The organism is Roseateles sp., assembly GCF_036486225.1.
In the GTDB taxonomy this organism is placed as follows: domain Bacteria; phylum Pseudomonadota; class Gammaproteobacteria; order Burkholderiales; family Burkholderiaceae_C; genus Roseateles.
On sequence record NZ_DASVNZ010000413.1, the window covers coordinates 1 to 17,869 of the forward strand.

General features: G+C 70.4%; 17 protein-coding genes. 4 read left to right on the forward strand and 13 right to left on the reverse strand.

From position 1 onward, the window contains the following. Both VF536_RS26785 and VF536_RS26790 read left to right on the forward strand, forming a co-directional pair. A partial coding sequence (locus VF536_RS26785; protein WP_331617992.1) for a mechanosensitive ion channel family protein occupies window positions 1-1,447 on the forward strand: 1,447 nt, incomplete at its 5' end. 74 nt (window positions 1,448-1,521) lie between these two features. Further along, the gene (locus tag VF536_RS26790) at window positions 1,522-2,169 is read left to right on the forward strand and encodes a flavin reductase family protein (RefSeq protein ID WP_331618006.1); all 648 of its coding nucleotides are present in this window, start codon (window positions 1,522-1,524) and stop codon (window positions 2,167-2,169) included. A 15-nt stretch (window positions 2,170-2,184) separates the two neighbouring features. On the opposite strand, the gene VF536_RS26795 is transcribed toward VF536_RS26790, so the two are convergent. The 8 genes from VF536_RS26795 to VF536_RS26830 all read right to left on the reverse strand — a co-directional run bounded on the left by VF536_RS26795 (window position 2,185) and on the right by VF536_RS26830 (window position 9,486). Next, window positions 2,185-3,273 (reverse strand): porin, encoded by a 1,089-nt coding sequence (locus VF536_RS26795; protein ID WP_331617993.1) that lies wholly within the window; start codon window positions 3,271-3,273, stop codon window positions 2,185-2,187. 133 nt (window positions 3,274-3,406) lie between these two features. Continuing rightward, complete coding sequence (locus VF536_RS26800; protein WP_414710453.1) at window positions 3,407-4,333, reverse strand: tripartite tricarboxylate transporter substrate binding protein; 927 nt, start codon at window positions 4,331-4,333, stop codon at window positions 3,407-3,409. A 240-nt stretch (window positions 4,334-4,573) separates the two neighbouring features. Beyond that, on the reverse strand, window positions 4,574-6,178 hold the full coding sequence (locus VF536_RS26805; protein ID WP_331617995.1) for a sensor histidine kinase: 1,605 nt from the start codon (window positions 6,176-6,178) through the stop codon (window positions 4,574-4,576). Further along, window positions 6,175-6,840: a response regulator gene (locus VF536_RS26810; RefSeq protein ID WP_331617996.1), complete on the reverse strand. Its 666-nt coding sequence runs from the start codon at window positions 6,838-6,840 to the stop codon at window positions 6,175-6,177. The genes VF536_RS26805 and VF536_RS26810 overlap by 4 nt, the downstream gene beginning before the upstream one ends. Before the next feature lie 73 nt (window positions 6,841-6,913). After that, window positions 6,914-7,081: a hypothetical protein gene (locus tag VF536_RS26815; RefSeq protein ID WP_331617997.1), complete on the reverse strand. Its 168-nt coding sequence runs from the start codon at window positions 7,079-7,081 to the stop codon at window positions 6,914-6,916. Beyond that, window positions 7,071-7,487, reverse strand: a complete 417-nt coding sequence (locus tag VF536_RS26820; RefSeq protein WP_331617998.1) for a hypothetical protein — start codon at window positions 7,485-7,487, stop codon at window positions 7,071-7,073. The genes VF536_RS26815 and VF536_RS26820 overlap by 11 nt, the downstream gene beginning before the upstream one ends. Window positions 7,488-7,679: 192 nt before the next feature. Then, window positions 7,680-8,837: a DUF2325 domain-containing protein gene (locus VF536_RS26825; RefSeq protein ID WP_331617999.1), complete on the reverse strand. Its 1,158-nt coding sequence runs from the start codon at window positions 8,835-8,837 to the stop codon at window positions 7,680-7,682. A 316-nt stretch (window positions 8,838-9,153) separates the two neighbouring features. Continuing rightward, on the reverse strand, window positions 9,154-9,486 hold the full coding sequence (locus VF536_RS26830; protein ID WP_331618000.1) for a hypothetical protein: 333 nt from the start codon (window positions 9,484-9,486) through the stop codon (window positions 9,154-9,156). A gap of 354 nt (window positions 9,487-9,840) precedes the next feature. Between VF536_RS26830 and VF536_RS26835 the strand changes: the two genes are divergently transcribed. Next, the gene (locus VF536_RS26835) at window positions 9,841-10,257 is read left to right on the forward strand and encodes an organic hydroperoxide resistance protein (RefSeq protein ID WP_414710454.1); all 417 of its coding nucleotides are present in this window, start codon (window positions 9,841-9,843) and stop codon (window positions 10,255-10,257) included. A gap of 62 nt (window positions 10,258-10,319) precedes the next feature. After that, complete coding sequence (locus VF536_RS26840; RefSeq protein WP_331618002.1) at window positions 10,320-11,228, forward strand: MBL fold metallo-hydrolase; 909 nt, start codon at window positions 10,320-10,322, stop codon at window positions 11,226-11,228. Here the strand turns inward: VF536_RS26840 and VF536_RS26845 are convergent. The 5 genes from VF536_RS26845 to VF536_RS26865 all read right to left on the reverse strand — a co-directional run bounded on the left by VF536_RS26845 (window position 11,185) and on the right by VF536_RS26865 (window position 17,356). Continuing rightward, window positions 11,185-12,591, reverse strand: a complete 1,407-nt coding sequence (locus VF536_RS26845; RefSeq protein ID WP_414710452.1) for a heavy metal sensor histidine kinase — start codon at window positions 12,589-12,591, stop codon at window positions 11,185-11,187. The genes VF536_RS26840 and VF536_RS26845 overlap by 44 nt on opposite strands. Continuing rightward, entirely contained in the window at window positions 12,588-13,292 is a 705-nt protein-coding gene (locus VF536_RS26850) for a heavy metal response regulator transcription factor (protein ID WP_331618003.1), read from the reverse strand. Before VF536_RS26850 ends, VF536_RS26845 begins: the two co-directional genes overlap by 4 nt. Before the next feature lie 118 nt (window positions 13,293-13,410). Continuing rightward, entirely contained in the window at window positions 13,411-13,785 is a 375-nt protein-coding gene (locus tag VF536_RS26855; RefSeq protein WP_331618004.1) for a CzcE family metal-binding protein, read from the reverse strand. Window positions 13,786-13,931: 146 nt separating this feature from the next. Beyond that, a complete protein-coding gene (locus tag VF536_RS26860; RefSeq protein WP_331618005.1) occupies window positions 13,932-16,115 on the reverse strand; it encodes a peptidase domain-containing ABC transporter in 2,184 nt (727 codons plus the stop codon). Beyond that, on the reverse strand, window positions 16,112-17,356 hold the full coding sequence (locus VF536_RS26865; RefSeq protein ID WP_331618008.1) for an HlyD family secretion protein: 1,245 nt from the start codon (window positions 17,354-17,356) through the stop codon (window positions 16,112-16,114). The genes VF536_RS26860 and VF536_RS26865 overlap by 4 nt, the downstream gene beginning before the upstream one ends. Window positions 17,357-17,869 lie beyond the last annotated feature (513 nt).

The window sequence follows — 17,869 nt, forward strand, 5'->3', positions numbered from 1 at the left end:
GTGGCGGCTGCTGCCGGTGCCCGACCTCGCCGCCTCGCGCCTGGCCTGGCTGCCGCGCACGCTCGCGGCGGCCGTGGTGCTGGGCTGGCTGTCGTCCCGGACCGCGGCGACGCTGGATCTGAGCCCCTCCGGCAACGGTGCGGTGCAGACCCTCGCGTCGCTGACCTTCGTCGCGGTGCTCGGCGCGGCCATCGCGCAGCTGCGGCGGCACGCCGGCGCGCCGCAGGACCCGGCCGCCGCCGACGCCGGCACGGGCAGCCATCCCGCACTCACGATCCGTCCGCTCTGGTTGTCGGTGCTGCGCGCCGCCGCATGGCTGACCCTGGTTGGCGCGACGCTCGCGTTGCTCACCGGCTTCGTGTCGCTGGCGATGTTCGTGCTGAACCAGGTGGTGTGGGGACTGATCGTGATCGGCGGCGCCTACCTGCTGACGGTCCTCGTCGACGATCTGTTCATGACGCTGCTGGCGCCCTCGCCCCTCCCGGCGCCGGACGGCGACGACGCACCCGCGCCGCCGCGCACGCGCGAGCAGACCGCCCTGCTGCTGTCCGCCGTCTGCCGCGTGTCCATCGCCTTCTTTGCGCTCCTGCTGCTGCTCGCGCCCTACGGCGAAGGGCCGATGGACCTGGTGCGCCGGTCCGGCAGCCTGCAGGACGGCCTCACCATCGGCACGCTGCAACTCAATCCGATCAAGCTGCTGCAGGCGCTGGCGGTGCTTTTCGTGGGTCTGGCCGCGGTGCGGCTGCTCAAGGGCTGGTTGTCCGAGCGCTACATGCCCACCACCCGCATGGACGTCGGCATGCGCTCGTCCACGACGACGCTGTTCGGCTACGTCGGCACCGTCGCCGCGATCGCGGCCGCGCTGACCGCCGTCGGCTTCAGCCTGCAGAGCGTGGCCTGGGTCGCCAGCGCGCTGTCGGTGGGCATCGGTTTCGGCCTGCAGTCCATCGTGCAGAACTTCGTCTCCGGCCTGATCCTGCTGGCCGAACGGCCGGTGAAGGTCGGCGACTGGGTCTCGCTGTCCGGCGTGGAGGGCGACATCCGCCGCATCAGCGTGCGGGCCACCGAGATCCAGATGGGCGACCGCTCGACGGTCATCGTGCCGAACTCGGAGTTCATCACCAAGATCGTCCGCAACGTGACCTACGGCGAGTCGCTGGGCATGGTGCAGTTCAAGCTGCCCATGCCGCTGGCCACCGACACCGACCGCGTGAAGGCGCTGGTGCTGGCGGCCTTCCAGGCGCACGGCGGCGTGCTGGCCACGCCGGCGCCGAACGTGCAGCTCGACGGCGTGGACGGGACCAACCTGGTCCTCAATGCCTCGGGCTTCGTGAACTCGCCGCGCGCGGCCTACGGCATCAAGAGCGAGTTGCTCTTCGACGTGCTGTCGCGGTTGCGCGCCGAAGGCCTGCTGCCGGGACAGACCTCGCCGCCCGCGCCGGTCTGAACTCCGCCTTGAAGCACGATCCGGCGGCCGCCGTCACAATGGCCGCCGCCATGAACACGTCACTGACCGAACTCCTGAACCCTCACGTCGCGCCCGTCCCGTTGAACAAGGCCTACCGCCTGCTCAACCACGGACCGACCGTGCTGGTCTCCGCCGCGCACGACGGCGTGCGCAACGCGATGGCGGCCGCCTGGTCCTGCGCGCTGGACTTCCAGCCGCCGAAGGTGACCGTGGTCCTCGACAAGGCCACGCGCACGCGCGAGCTGGTCGAGGCCAGCGGCTTTTTCGTGCTGCAGGTGCCGACGGCCGCGCAGGCCGCGTTGACGCACCGGCTTGGCAACCGCAGCCTGCACCAGGATCCGGACAAGCTCGCCGATGCCGGCGCGAGGCTGGTCGACATCGACCTCCCGGTCGATGATGACTCCAGTCCGAGCGCGGGCGCGGGTCCGGACGCCGCCGCCGCGGGCCCCGTCCCGCTGGTGGACGGCTGCGCCGCGTGGCTGGTGTGCCGGGTCTTGCCCGAGCCCCGCAACCAGTGGATCTACGACCTGTTCATCGGCGAGGTCGTCGCGGCCTGGGCCGACGCCCGCGTGTTCAGCGACGGGCATTGGCACTTCGAGTCCGCCCCGCCGGAACTGCGCACGCTGCACTACATCGCGGGCGGCCAGTTCTACGCGATCGGGGAAGCTATCGTCGTGCCGGACACGCCCGCGGCGGGTTGAGTCGACCCGCGCCGATCAGAACCGGTGCTGGATGCCCAGGCCGACGCTGGACTGCGAATCGCCGAAGCCGTTGTCATCGCGCGAGACGCTGACCAGGCCGCCGTCGCCGGACTTGGCCGTCGAGGCGACCGCATACAGGCTGGTGCGCTTGGACAACTCGTACTTGGCGCGCAGTGCGTAGAGCTTCGGATCGTCGGTGCCGCTGGCGCCGCTGGAGATGTTCTGGAAGTAGACCGCCGGCGTGATGCTCAGCGCGGGCGTCGCCTGCCAGGTCGCGCCCAGCCAGGTCATCGTGCTCTTCGCGTCGGCGCCTCCGATGGCGAACTCCTTCTTGTAGACGCGTTGCGCCAGGAACAGCTTGACCGGCTTCCAGTCGTAGGACGCGGCCCAGTGCAGCGCCTTTTCCTTGTCGTAGCGGCCGTTGGCGGCGATCGTCGCGCCGTTGCGCTGGTCGACGACCAGCGTGGCCGCGAACGGTCCGGCCGTGTACGCGCCGGCCAGCGAGAAGAAGCGGCCGGCCGAGTCCGAACCCGTCACCTCGCCCAGCGCGTAGGTCGCGCCGACCTTCACGGGGCCGAAGGTCCCCTGGTACTTGATCAGGTTGGACATGCCCGTGATCATGCCGTCCTTGCGCGGCTGGGTCGCGATCTGGCCGCCCGAGGTGGCCCACGAGTAGAACGGCGCATAACCCATCGGATCGAAGGGCAGCAGGAAGTCGTAGGTCGTCGTGTAGGAACGGCCGGCGACGACGCGGCCGAACTCGCCCTCCAGGCCGACGTTGGCCTGACGGCCCCAGAACGACGAACCGGCCATGCCGGTGTCGAAGCCGACCTCGGCCTCGAGCTGGAATACGGCCTTCAGGCCGCCGCCGAGGTCCTCGGCGCCGCGCAGGCCCCAGCGCGACGTATTCATGCCGCCCGAGCTCACGCCGAAGCGGTGGTCGCCGGCGGCGTTCATGTGGTCGCGGTATTCCAGCAGCACGTCGGCGATGCCGTAGACGGTGACGCTGCTCTGCGCGAAGGCGGACGGTGAGGCGCACAGGGCCAGCAGGCCGGCGGCGCACAGGGCGTTCAATCGGGTCGCGGTCTTGCGGGAGGTGTTCAAGGGAGTCTCCTTGTTGTCGTTGAAGAAATCGGGACGCAGGGGCACCCGCGGCCCTCACGCAGTGAGGACCGGGCCGGGGAATCGGAGGGAAGGAAAGTGGGCGGTGGGAAGTGGGAACCGGGCCTCGATCCGCTCAGCGTCTGAGGCCGAAACGGGTGGCGAGTTCGACGTACTGCCGGTTCTGCCGGTCGATGACCGCGCGCAGCGCCGCGCCGGTGAGTGCGAGCGGGAACAGGCCGTGTCGCGCCCGGACCTCGGCAAAGGCCGGCGCGGCCATCAGCTGGTCGAAGGCGGCGGTCCACGCGGCGACGTCGCCGTCCGGCACCTTCGGGCCGACGTAGAAGCCGCGGATCGCGGGCCAGACGATGTCGACGCCCTGCTCCCGCGCCGTCGGCACGCCGGCGAGCGGCCCGGGCAGGCGCTGGTCGGCGAGCACCGCCAGCGCGCGGAACGGGCTGCCGGGGCCGAGCTTGTCGAAGACCTCGGAGGCGTCGCCCATGTAGACCTGGACGTGGCCGCCCTTGAGCGCGGCGATCGCCTCGCCGCCGCCCTCGAAGGCGACGAAGCGCATCGCCTTGTGGTCCACGCCGCCGGCGCCGGCGACCAGCGCCGACTTGACCCAGTCCTGGCTGCCGATCGTGCCGCCGGCGGCGAAGCTGATCCGTCCCGGATCGGCCTTCAGCGCGACGAGCAGTTCAGGCAGCGTCTTCCACGGCGACTGACGACCCACCAGCACCACGCCGTAGTCGACGCCGACAGCGGCGATCCAGCGCACGTCGTCGACGCTGCGCTTGCCGAAGCGGCCGTGCGAGAGGTTCAGCAGCGAGCCGCTGGAGAAAGCCACCAGCGTGCGCGACTCGGCGGGGCGGCGCGTGACGATCTGGTCGAAGGCGATCGCGCCGACTCCGCCCGGCATGTAGCTGATGCGCATCGGCGTCGTCGTGAGACCGGCCTGCTGGAAGGCGGCCTGCGCCAGCTTGCAGCTCTGGTCGAAGCCGCCGCCGGGTTTGGCGGGGGCGATGCACTCGGGCGCGGCGTCGCCGCCCGGCAGCGGCGCCATCGCAGGCGCCGAGGCGCCACGGCCCGGCTGTGCCGCGACACCCGCGGACGCGGTCAGCCAGAGGGCCGCCATGAACGCAACCATGGGCGCAGCCATGAGCGCAGCCGCCCAGGTCGGGATCGATCGCATGTCTTGTCTCCTCGCGGTGGTCTGTATCGCCGTCGGCCGTCGTCGGTCACGCTTCGCTCGCGTCTCGTCGACAGGGCCGCGCGGTCGCCCGCCACCTGCTTGCAGCGGACTCTAGGAAAGCGGCGCTTTCAGCCGGCTTTCAGCGGGGGGAGGAATTTCCGTCGACGCGCGCAGCGGAAGCCGCAAGGTGACGGTGGTGCCCCGCTCAAGGCCGTCGGCATCCAGGCGCGCGGCGGCGACCGCCATGTCGCCCCCGTGGCGACGCGCGATCGCCCGCACGATGGCCAGACCCAGTCCCGACCCCGGCAGGTCGACATTGCTGCCGCGGAAGAAGCGCTCGCCCGCGCGGGGGCGCTCGTCGGCGGGAATGCCGGGGCCGTCGTCGACGACGCGGATCACGGCCGCGGCCGCGCCGTCCGCACCGTCCTTGCCGCCGTTGTTGGCGCTGTCGCCGCTATCGCCGTTGTTGCCGTCGTTGCCGTTGTCCTGCGCCCTCTTCCGCTCCACCCCGACCTGCAGCGTCACGGCGCCGCCGCGCGGCGTGTAGCGCAGCGCGTTGTGCAGCAGGTTGAGCAGTGCCTCGCGCAACTGGCCCTCATGGCCCAGCACGACGACGTCCTCGCCCGCATGGTCGAAGCCGAGGTCGATCCCCTGCTCCCGCGCCAGCGGCCAGGATTCGCGCGCGCAGCGGTCGGCCAGGCGGTCCAGCGAGAGCGGCGTCATCGCGACCGGCGCGGTGTCGGCGCGCGCCAGCGCCAGCATCTGGTTGGTGCGCCGCACTGTGTCGTCGATCTGCCCCTTGAGCGCGGTCAGCGCCTCGGCCAGCCGCTCCGGGTCGCGCTCGCGGCGCGCATACCCCACCATGGTCGCCAAGGTCGCCAGCGGCGTGCGCAGCTGGTGCGAGGCGTCGTCGACGAAGCGGCGGCGGCCGTCGATCAGTTCGCGCTGCCGCGCGAGGTGGTGGTTGATCGCGCGCACCAGCGGCGCCGCGTCGGCGGGGACCCCGGTCTCGTCGACCGGCGAGAGGTCGTCGTCGGCGCGCGCCTCGACCTCGCGCCGCAGCCGGTCCAGCGGCCGCAGCGCCCAGCCGATCACCAGCGCCAGCGTGCCGGCGACGATGGACACGGTCAGCAGGTCGCGCCACACCGCCTGCATCAGCAGCGCGCGTGAAAACGCGTTGCGCGAGTTCGTGCTCTCGGCCACCTGGATGATCATCCGCCGCCCGGGGCGCTCCGGGTCGAGCTCGCGCGCCCAGGCGCCCACGCGCACCGGGGCGCCGAAGTACTCGGCGTCGATGAAGCGCGGCACGCCGGTCTTCAGCGGCTGGCCCGGCAGCGGCAGGCCGGCGTTGCCGATCTCGACCAGGCCGTCCTCGGTGCTGACGCGGAAGAACACCTGGCCGCTGGCGGTGAGTTCGAAGAACTCCAGCAGCCGGTACGGCATCTCGACGGACAGGCCGCCGGTCTCGGTCGACACGTTGCTGTCGATCGCCTTGATCGCGCCGAGCAGCGAGCGGTCGTAGGCCGAGTTGGCCGCCTGCAGCGCCGTGCCCCAGGTCAGCGCGAGCTCGATGCCCACGGCCGCCAGCATCACCGGCAGCACCAGCGCGAGCAGCGTGCGACGGACGCTGAAACGGTGCCAGCGTGTCGGCAGGGACGGCAGGGACGGCAGCAACAGCCATCGCAGGGCGCGGCGCCCAGGCGCCGTGACGCTCATGCGGCTTCCAGCACGTAGCCCAGGCCGCGCAGCGTGGTGATGCGGACCTTGCCGGATTCGATGCGGCGGCGCAGCCGGTGGACCAGGACCTCGATCGCCTCCGGCCGGACGTCCTGCTCGTCGGAGAACAGCCGCTCGAGGATCTCCTGCTTGGACATGGGCTCGCCGCTGTGCTGGATCAGCGTGCGCAGGACGGCGTGCTCGCGCGGCGACAGCGCCAGCGGCTCGCGATCCAGCGTGAAGAGCTTGGAGGCGGCGTCGTAGACCAGCGGGCCGCAGGCGAAGCGAGGCTGCTCGCGGCCGCGGGAACGTCGGATCAACGCGATCAGTCGAGCTTCCAGTTCCTGCAGCTCGAAGGGTTTGGCGAGGAAGTCGTCGGCGCCTTCGTGCAGCGTGCTGACGCGCTCCATCAGCGAATCGCGCGCGGTCAGCACCAGCACCGGAACGCGGGAATCGGCGTCCCGCAGCCTAGCCAGCACCTCGTGACCACCAAGACCCGGCAACCCGAGGTCCAGGATCATGGCGTCGTAGCGGGTGGCGGCGAGCTGGTTCAGCACCAGCCGGCCGTCATCGATCCAGTCGACGACGAAATCGTTCTGGCCAAGCGCCTTCACCAGCCAGTCGGCCAGGGGCTTTTCGTCTTCGACGAGGAGGATGCGCATGGCGCGCGATGCTAGCGCTGCGCTTGACGGTGGCGGCTAGTGTCTTTCCACATCACACCACCCTCCTCGATCGTCACGCCGCGGGTCGACCAGAGCTCGTGCCTCCAAGGTTTCGGTTGTCGTCGGCTGCTTCCTTCGGATCCAACCACCCGAGTTTGAACATGACAAAACCGGCCAGCGCGAGGAGCGCCGCATAAACAACGCCAGCCGCGATCCAGGAAATCAAGAATTCACGCAACATGGAATGCCTTTGCAAAGAGAAAGTAATGCCCGTAGGCGTTGAAGATAACCAGCCACCACATCGTCAGGAAACAAAGAATCTGACGGAAACGTCCTTGAGCAGATTTGGCGCCAGCCGCCATGCGCGGCTCCAGCCAGCGGACGATAATCATCCAGATGGCCATCGACACGAAGATCAATGCCGGAACCACAGGCGGGAGTAGCGCCCTGACAGCTTCATTCGGCGTGTTGCAGACCAGGTCCCGGATGGAAATTGCCGCCGTACCATCGAATACCAAGAAGAGCAGCGCCGAATCAGCGGCGGAGCTTAATAGCGCCGCCCTGCCGCGGAGTGTCATATTCAGGATCCAAGTCACTGCGGGCGGGCAGATTCCAGCAAGCCAATAGGCCAATACTTCCGGCGTCATGGGAACTCCAAAGTCATCCGATGCGTCAGATGCTAGACCTGCGGGAGATACCCAGAAACGACCCCACCCCGCGTTTTGCGAGGTTCTTGCCATCAAAATGATGCAAACAAGTAGTCCAGCGTCACCGCAGGACAAAATGGAGCTAGCGAACCGCGACGAACGCGTCGCGGATCGATGGGAACAAGCCCCTGTTCAGCCGTGGCGCAGGCAGAAGCGCCGGCCGCCCTGACCCGCACCCGGACCGTCTCCCGACGGCACGAGCTCCCGCCGCACCGCGGCGGCGAAACTCGCCAGGCTGGCGCTGCGCAACGCCAGGAACGGCACCTGGTGCCGCTCGCTGAGGCGCTTGAGGTTGAGCGCCGAATCGTGGTCGATGCAGTCGACCGGGAACACCACCAGGTCCGCGCGCGGCAGCAGCGTCGCCAGCAGGCCCTTGCGGCTCTCGAGGCCGCCGTCGTGGTGCAGGAACTCGCCCTCGCGGCCCTCGACGAAATCGCGGATCGCCGGCGTGGAACTGGGCCGGCCGCCCACGTAGAGGATGCGACGCCCGGCCAGCAGGGCCGAACCGTCGCCGCCCGCATCGGGCGTCCCGGCGCTGAGCCGTTGAAGCTCGGCCTCGGCCGCGGCCAGTTCCTCGGCTTGCGCGCGGGCATGCGCCTGCGTGCGCTCCAGCTGTTCCCTCAGACTGTCGATCTGCCGCACGGCATCCTCGGCCAGACGTTCCGCGCGCTCACGCCGCTCGGTCTGCAGCGCGACCTGCGCGAGGAGATCGCTCGCCGACGACGGCAAATCGCCAGATCCCGTCTGTGGGAGCGTCGCGCGCAGTCCCGCCAATTGCCGTTCCGCGTCTAGCGCCTGCTCGCGGAGTTGCTCCGCCATGCGGTCACGCTCCTGCAGGGCCTCGTGCCGGCGCGCCTGCTCGCGCGCCAGCCGGTCTTCCAGTTCCGCGTGGCCCTTCTCGAGCGCCACGAAACGCTGCAGATCATGGCGGTTCGCCGACGCCATCAGGTGCGACAGCATGTGCACCTCGCCGAACACGGCCTGACGCAGCGCGACCGTCACCGCCTTGTGCGTCAGCAGCGCCCAGTACGCGCCCTGGACCTCGCCCCGCCGCCAGGCCTCGCGCCAGGCGACGTCGAGCGCGGCTTCATCCGCGGCCGCCGACATCGCCCGCACCGCGCCGGCGTGGCGCTGGTCCAGCGCCTTGTGCAGCGCCTTCGACACCTCGCCGCCTTGCGGCGCCAGGGACACCGCCGTGTGGTGGACGTCCAGGTCGCTCATGCCCGTCACGTCGACATGCCGGCTCATCAACCGGCGCAACTCCGCCGTGCCGAGGCAGTTGCCGATCACCGAGCAATGCAGATGGGGGTCGAGCTGGTGGAGCCGGCTCCGGTTCGCGATCGTGCCGCCAGACGAGCTTCGAAGCCCGGACGACAGATCGGATGCCGATGCCAAATCCTCGTCGCAACACGCCACCGGGGTCAGCCTTCCCGGCCCGCCGGAGGTGGCGCGCGGTCTGTCCGCGCCCGCGAGCGCGGCCAGTCCACCGGAACTGAGCTTGAAAGGAGGCTTGTGCATGGCGGGCAACGGCTGACGACGCTTCGCAATATACCGTTGAATATTACGAAGCGTATTCCGTGGCCCGCCAGCGGCGGGTGAAACCCGCTCAGGCCGAGAGGCCGCGCGTCGCGTCGATCGTCGCGATCGCCTCGACGGTGTCGCCGTGACGGACCAGCCAGCTGACCTTCTCGAGCTGGCGCAGGTCGCTGGAATTGCCCGGATCGCGTTGCGCCATCAGCTGGCGGCGCACATCGCGCAACAGGTGCATCGCGTTGTCCTGGTGATCGCAATAGAGCTCGACCTGCACGGCGCGCAGCTGCTGCTGGACCATCGCGCGGCGCTCCGACTTGCGCGCCATGTCGTCGGGATCCGTGGAGGCCTGGGCCGACGCCGCCGCGAATGCGGCGACCATGGCGAGGATCGGGGTGGACTTGCTCATGTGCATCTCCTAGAGGTGTTGCCCTGGGACGTAAGGTGCGCCCACCGAATTAGGGCGTGCTTAAGAAAACGCGCGAACAGGCGCTGGAGACCTCGCCGTGGCGCTCCACGCCCCGGGTTTTACGCGGCGGCAACGTCGTCGTCACGGACCGTCACACGGCGCGTCTGCATCGTCACGATCACGGTCACGGCCGCCACGACGGCGCTGCGCTTTGTATGCCAGTGTGTCGGCGGCACGCCTCGACACGCGACGCGCCAATTCGCCGGGGACGTCACACACCGTCGATACATCGGACCGATGAAATGCGGCTCACGCAGCGAGTGGCGCTGCCCCACTGGAGCCCCCATGTCCTCGATCACCGATCACGTTCAAGTCCTCTACACCGCCCGCACGCACACCACCGGTGGCCGCGACGGCCGCGGCCAGTCCGACGACGGCCGCCTCGACGTCCAGCTGGGCTCGCCCGGCACCTCGCGGCCCGGCACCAATCCGGAACAGCTCTTCGCGGTCGGCTGGTCGGCCTGCTTCATCGGCGCCCTGGGCCTGGCCGCCCACGCCATCGGCGTGCGGCTGCCCGCCGAGGCCGCCGTCAACGCCTCGGTCGACCTCAACAAGGGCGCCGACGGCTACTTCCTGAGCGCCCAGCTGCGGGTCAGCCTGCCCGGACTGCCGCGCGACACCGCCTACGAGCTGATCAAGCGCGCCCACGAGACCTGCCCCTATTCGAAGATGACGCGCGGCAACGTCAACGTCGGGCTGGAGCTGCTCTGAGCGAGGCGCGCGCGCTGGGTATAGTGACTTTCACCCTCACCCCGCCTCGAGCGCCTTCGGCCATGAGCCCCGTTTCCACAGACGTTTCCAAAGACGTCCCGTCCGCCGTCACGATCGTCGCCTTCCACGACGGCCAGACCGGCACCGTCAGCTACGTGCTGGCGGATCCGGCGACCCGCCAGGCCGCGATCGTCGACCCGGTCCTCGACTTCGACCTCAAGTCCGGCCGCACCGCCACGACCCAGGCCGACCGCCTGCTCGCGCACGTGGCCGAGGCGGGGCTCACCGTGCAGTGGATCCTCGAGACCCACGCCCACGCCGACCACCTGTCGGCGGCGCGTCATCTGCAGGCGCACGTCGGCGGTCGCATCGCGATCGGCGAACACATCCGCGAGGTGCAGGCGGTGTTCCGCAAGCTCTACAACCTGGAGCGCGACTTCCTGCCCGACGGCCGCCAGTTCGACCACCTGTTCCACGACGGCGAGATTTTCCGCATCGGCGGCATCGAGGCGCAGGCGATGCTCGTGCCGGGCCACACGCCGGCCTGCATGGCCTACCGCATCGGCGATGCGGTCTTCGTCGGCGACACGATGTTCATGCCCGACGTCGGCACCGCGCGCGCCGACTTCCCCGGCGGCGACGCGGCGACGCTGTACCGCTCGATCCGCCGGCTGCTGGCGCTGCCGCCCGCCACGCGGCTCTTCGTCTGCCACGACTACCCGCCCGAAGGCCGCGCACCGGCGTGGGAGACGACGGTCGCCGACCAGCGCGCCCGCAACATCCACGTCCACGACGGCGTGAGCGAGGCCGAATTCGTCGCGCTGCGCACCGGCCGCGACGCGCGGCTGGACGTGCCGACGCTGATCCTGCCCTCGATCCAGATCAACATCCGTGCCGGCCAGATGCCGCCTGCCGAGGAGAACGGCGTCAGCTACCTGAAGATTCCGCTGAACACGCTGAGCCGCCAGTGATCACCAGCCCGATGCGCGTGACGCCGCCGGCGGACATCGCGCGGGGCTCGCCGTCGTGCATGCGCGCGACCGCCGCGACGATGGCCAGTCCCAGCCCGTGGTGGCCCTGCGACTGCGCGCCGGACGATCGCGCCGGGTCCGCCCGGTAGAAGCGGTCGAACAGCCGCGGCAGATGCCGCGCGGCGATCGGCTCGCCCTCGTTCTGGACCTCGAGCACGACACGGCCGCCCTCCTCGGGCTCGATGCGGACCAGCACCACGGAGCCTGGCCGCGCATGGCGCGTCGCATTGCCCAGCAGGTTGGACACCGCCCGGCGCATCAGCCCGACATCGACCGCGATCGCGGCGTCGCCGCGCACCTCCGCGATCAGCCCGGCCTCCTGGAGCGCCGCGTCGTGATAGTCCACCACGTCCCGCGCCAGCGCCGCCAGCGACGCGGGATCGCCGCGCCGCGCGGCCAGGCCGCGCTCGGCGTTGGACAGGAACAGCATGTCGGCCACGATGCCGGCCATGCGTCGCAGGTCCTCGAGGTTGGAGGCGAGCACCTCGCGCAGTTCCTCCACGGGACGCGGCCGCCGCAGTGCGATCTCGCAGCTGCCGATCAAGGTCGACAGCGGCGTGTTGAGCTCATGCGCCACGTCCGCGTTGAAGGCTTCCATCTGCCCGTAGGCCACGGTCAGCCGGTCCAGCAGCGCGTTGAACTGTCCGATCAGCGGTTGCAGTTCCTCCGCCTGCGCCGTGCCGTCCAGCCGCCGGTCCAGCCGCTGCGCGTTCACCTGCGCCGTCTGCGCGACCAGCCCGCGCAACGGCGCCAGCCCCAGTCGCACCAGCCAGAACGCCCCCGCCGACACCACCGCCGCGCCGCCCAGCGCCGTCAGCGCGAGGGTCCACGCCAGCCGGCGCAGCAGGGCCTGGTCGCGGCTCTGGTCGAAGAGCATCGTCGCCGTTCCGCGGCCGCCGAGCTCATCGGGCAGGCGCAGCCCGAAGTCGACGCGGCGCGCGCGAGGCGGCGCCGGCAAGGCGCGCGCGGTCCGGTAGAGCTCGCGCCCGTCGCGCGCGGCGACGACCAGCGAGAGTTCGTCATGGCCCGCCAGGAAATCGTTGAGCAGGTGCTGCACGTCGGCCGCGTCGTGCGCGCCGCGCGCCTCGTTCAGCAGGCCCTGCACGGCGGCCTGCTTCTGCGTCAACGTCTCCTGCTGGCGCTGCGAGAGCGTCAGCGCGATCACCAGATAGACGACGGCGCCGACGACGCCGAGTCCCGCCATGGTCTGCAGCGCCAGCCAGCGCGAGAGCCGGCCGCGCAGGCTGGCGGTCATCGAGGTGCGCCGGTCGGCGTTCATCGGACCGCGCTGCCCCGCGCTCATCGGACCACGCCCGCGGCGTCGTCCGGACGCGCCTCCAGCACGTAGCCCATGCCGCGCACCGTGTGCAGCAGCGGGCGGTCGAAAGGCAGGTCGAGCTTGCCGCGCAGGCGTCGCACGGCGACCTCCACGACGTTGGTCTCGCTGTCGAAGTTCATGTCCCAGACCTGCTCGGCGATTTCAGTGCGCGACAGCACCTCGCCCTGGCGGCGCACGAGCAGGCTGAGCAGGCTGAACTCCTTGGCGGTCAGGTCCAGCCGTTGTCCGGCGCGCAGCGCCTTGCGCCGCAGCAGGTCTACTTCCAGGTCGGCGACGGTGAAGCGGGTCGCCTCGACCGCCGTGCGCGCGCCGTGGCGGCGCAGCAGCACGTCGATGCGGGCGACCAGCTCGGAGAACGCGAAGGGCTTGACCAGGTAGTCGTCCGCCCCGCCCTGCAGGCCGCGGACCCGGTCGTCGACCTGCGCGCGCGCGGTGAGCATCAGCACCGGCACGGCGCTGGACTGCCGCAGCGCCGCCAGCAGCGCAAAGCCGTCGATGCCCGGCAGCATCGCGTCGAGCACGACCAGGTCGTAGCCGCCGGTCGTGGCCAGGTGCAGGCCGTCGACGCCGTCGTGCGCCAGATCCACCACATGGCCCTCCTCGCCCAGCCCCTTGCGCAGGTAGGCGGCGAGCTTGAGTTCGTCCTCGACGACCAGCAATCTCATCTCGTGTTCATCTTGCTTGCGAAGGCGGGATCATGCCCGCCTTCGGCGTCGGCCTCATCCGGCCTCGTTCGGTTTCATGGGAGACGGCCGTCGGCGCGACCGCCGTCCCGATCCGGCCTCAGCTGCGCTCGCCGTCGTTGCGCTCGACGAAGAGCCACAGCGGCTTGTCCGTGAAGCCCGCGGGCGCCAGCGCGCGCAGGTCCACCGCGCGGTGACCGACCGACTCGAACTTCCAGGCAAAGGTCCGGTCGCCGTTGCGGAACTGGACGGTCTCGCCGCAGACGATGTTCAGCTCGTTGGAGCCCGTCTTGTCCAGATCGACGACCCGATCCGGCTGCGCGGCCGAGGGCAAGCCGTGCACCGAGCGGCCGTTGGCCAAGGTTGAGGCGGCGCTCGTGGACGATGCGGCAGTTGCGGCCTGCGCGCCGGCGGCGGCGATCAGCAGCGCGGCAGCGAACAGGACCGGGCGGGCGGTGGAGAAGGAACGGGACATGGGGAACTCCTGCAGTCATCGCGACGCGCCCGGAGCCCCGGCGGGGCCGCGTCGGGTCGCGTCTTGGGAATGGACTGTAGGAAGGGGCGCCCGTCCGCCCGCTGGCGGGAAGATGACATCCGCGTCATCTGCAGAGGCGCCCATCGTCACGCCATCGCAATCCCCGAGCCCGTTGCGGTCGCCGTTTCCTTGCCCGAATCGGACACGATGCGCCCCCGGTCGATGACGATGACCCGCGCCGCCATCGCGATCGTCTCCGGACGGTGGGCCACGATGATGCGCGTCGCGCCGAGCGCCTCGACGGCCGCATTGACGCGGCGCTCGGCGGCGACGTCGAGGTGGCTGGTGGCCTCGTCGAGCACCAGGATGCGCGGTCGCTTGTAGATCGCGCGCGCCAGCAGCAGGCGCTGACGTTGCCCGCCCGAGAGGCCCGTGCCGATGTCGCCGACCTGGGTCCGGTAGCCCATGGGCAGCGCCGCGATCTCGTCGTGGAGCGCCGCCTGGCGCGCGCAGTCCGCGACGCGCGCCAGATCGGGCGCGGGGTCGAAGAAACTGATGTTCTCCTCGATGCTGCCGGCGAACAGCAGGTCGTCCTGCATCACCGTGCCAACGAAGCGTCGGTAGGCGCCCAGGCCCAGCCGCCGCAGCGGCTGGCCGCCCACCAGCATTTCCCCCCGCGTGGGCGTCAGCAGGCCCAGCAGCAGCTTCACCAGCGTCGTCTTGCCGCTGCCGGAAACGCCGGTCACGGCGACGCACTCGCCGGGTTCGATCCGCAGGTCGATGCCGGCCAGCACCTCGTCCTCGCCGTCGCCGTAGCGGAAGGCGACGTCGCGCAGTTCGATCGACGCCGGCAGGAGGCTCAGGTCCGCCTTCTCCGGGGCGGCGGGCTCTTCGACCGGCGTCGTGAGGATGTCGGCCAGCCGCTCGCCGTGCAGCCGCAGCATCCGGAGTTCGAAGAGCCGGTCGATCAACGCGGCCACGCGGTCGCTGAACTGATCCTTGTAGGCCAGGAATGCCAGCAGCATGCCGACTGTCAGGCGCGTGTCCAGCACCGCCAGCGCGGCCAGCCAGATCACCGCGACGCGCTCGAGGCCGAAGATCAGGCCGCGCGCTGTCTCGTAGCTCACCGACCAGCGCGCCAGTCGCAGGCGCCCGTTGAACTCGTCGGCCAGCAGCCCCATCCAGCCGATGCGTCGCTGCTCGCCCCGGTCGAACAGGCGCACGGCCTGGACCCCGCGCACCGATTCGAGGAAATGCGTCTGCTGGAGCGAGACGCGCCGGATCGTCTCGGCCGTCGCGCTGCGCAGGCCGTGGAAGACGCCCCAGCGCAGCAGCGCGTACAGCAGGACGGCACCCAGCGTGACGGCCGTCAGTTCGCCGCTGTACAGGACCATCACGACCAGGGTGACGAGGACCAGCAGACCGTCGATCACGCCTTCCACGAACTGCGTCGTGAAGGTGTTCTGGATGGTCTCGATCGATCCGAAGCGCGAGACGATGTCGCCGAGGTGGCGTTTCTCGAACCAGACCGGCGGCAGGCGCATCAGATGACCGAAGGCGCGGCCCTGCCACTGGAACGCCAGGCTGGTGGACAGCACCGTCGTCATCCAGGAACGGACCGCCCCCAGGGCGACGCGGATCGCCGCGAGCAGCAGGAAACCGAGACCGAGCACGAGGATCAGGTCGCGGTCGCCGGTGGCGAGCGCGTGGTCGGTCAGCCACTGCAGGTGGAAGGGGGCGATCAGTCCCAGCGTCTGCAAGGCGAGGCCGAGTACCAGGACCTGCGCCAGGGAGCGCTTCAAGCCGGTGACGCGACCGAGGAGCGAGCGCCATCGCCAGGCGCGGCCCTCGCTGCCGGCCGCGGCGGCGGCCTCGTCGTCGAAGCCGTCTTCCGGCGCGAGTTCGAGCGCGACGCCGGTGAAGTGGCGCGACACCTCGGCCATCGGCACACGCCGACGTCCGACGGCGGGATCGAGCAGCGTGACACCGGCGCGGTCGACGCGCTCCAGCACCACGAAATGGTCCATGCCCCAGTGCAGGATGCAGGGCAGCGCCAGTTCGGGAAGTTCTTCCAGCGTGAGTTGCAACGGCCGACCGCCCAGGCGCAGCGCGCCGGCCATGTCGATCAGGCCCGCCAGCGTGGCGCCATGGACGGAGATGGAGAAACGTCGCCGCATCGCCGGCATGTCGAGCGACCGTCCCCAGTGCCCGGCAATCATCGCCAGACACGCCGCGCCGCATTCGGCGGATTCATCCTGCAGCAGTTCGGGGGTGCGTCGGCGTGGCCGCAAGGCCAGTGTCGGCGCCCGTGTATCGGGATCGTGCGTCATCGTTCAAGAGGCGACTGCGTCGGCGACAGGCGCTTCAGCGGGTCGATCACCCATTCGTACAGGCGGCGCCGCTCCAGCGGGACGATCGCCTGCAACGTCATGCCGGGCCTCAAGGGATGCTCGACGCCGCGTGCGGTCATCGTGGGCCGGCGCAGCCGGACGCGCACGCGGTAGGTCGCCTCCGGACCGGACGACACCAGGTCCACCGAACGCACGAGCCCGTCCACCGCGCCGAAGGTCTGATGGGGAAACGCGTCCAGCTGAAGCCGCACGGCCATGCCCTCGGACATGAACACCGCGGCCCGCGACGGGGCCTTCAGCTCGGCCTCCAACGGGGTGTCGGCGGGCCAGAGCGAGGCCAGCGTCTCGCCGGCGACGACGGCTTGACCGGACGCGGTCTGAAGCGCCGACACGCGGCCGGCGACGGGCGCCCGGATCAGGGTTTCCCGGCGGGCGTCGTGCTCGGCCAGTTCCTGGTCGAGGGCCGAGAGTGCGCGAGCGTGGCCTTCCTCGTCGCGCTGGCCCTGAAGCTCGGCGGAACGCAACTCCTGCGTCGCCGTTCGCTGGTCGCGTTGCGACGCGGCCAACGCGGCTTCCAGCTGCGACAGGCGTTGCCGGGCATCGAGCACGGCGATTTCGCGATCATGCGTGGCCGCGACAGTACCCATGCCGGCACTTTGCAGCTGCAGTTGCCGGTCGAGCGCGGCGACGTCCAACGTCACCCGCCGGCGTTGCAGCGTCACTTCGGCGTCGAGGCGGCGTTGGTCGTCCCGCAAGGCGTCCCTTCGGATCCGCGCCGCGGCGAGGCGCTGCCCGTCCTGCGCGCGGCGATGCCGCGCATCCGCGACGAGGCTGTCGCGGCGCTGCGCCAGGAGTCGGGCGACCTCGGCCTCGACGCCCCTGTCTTGCGCATCGCCCCGACCGCTGCGCAGCACGAAGAGTGCGTCGCCGGTCCGTATCACCTGCCCCTCGGCCACGCGGCTGTCCGCCACGCGCGCGTCGCGATCCGCGACGATGCGCAGGAGACCCGATTCTGGCGTCAGCACGCCCGACAGGCGCACGGTGGCGCTTGTCGAACAGAGCAGGAAAAAGGCCAGCAGGCCGACCACGACGAGCACGGCCAGGGCCGTCCACATCGCGAAGGCCACCGGCCGCGCGAGCAGGATCGCGCCGCCTGGCGCGTTCCTGCTTTGCATGGCCTCCTCGCGGAACAGCGGGAGGCCATCAGGTACATCGGTCATCAACCGACCGCGGTCGTATTCCCGTTGCTCGGCCGTCGCCTGGTTTGCGCGAGCATCAACCTCTCTATGGTCTGCATGAGGTCGGACGACGACCCCAAGTCGATCTCCGGATTGGGCGGATTCCTCCGGACATTGCCTCCACCGACGGAATGAAGTTCATGGATGGACAACTTGCGCATGCGCATCTCCCGGACATCCTGGGTGTCGGACGACGGAGATCCCAGGATCCGAAAGACCACCGCCGCGGGCGCCAGAACGACACCCGACACCCTAGTGCCCTTGGTCCCTGCGCCCGACTTTCGGCCCGACAAGCGGTTGTCATCCTGTTGAACCGGGTACCGCCAGGTCGAACGGGGTCGACCGGGGACGGAGAGAAGCTCGCGTAATGCTGGCCCACGCCCGCGTACAGCCAGCCGCTGACGCTGCCCGTGGCCCACTTGGTCAGCGCCATGACGCCGGTGGCCATCGCGTAGTGGGTCATCTTGAAGGGCCCCGGCGCGATCTGCTGCATCA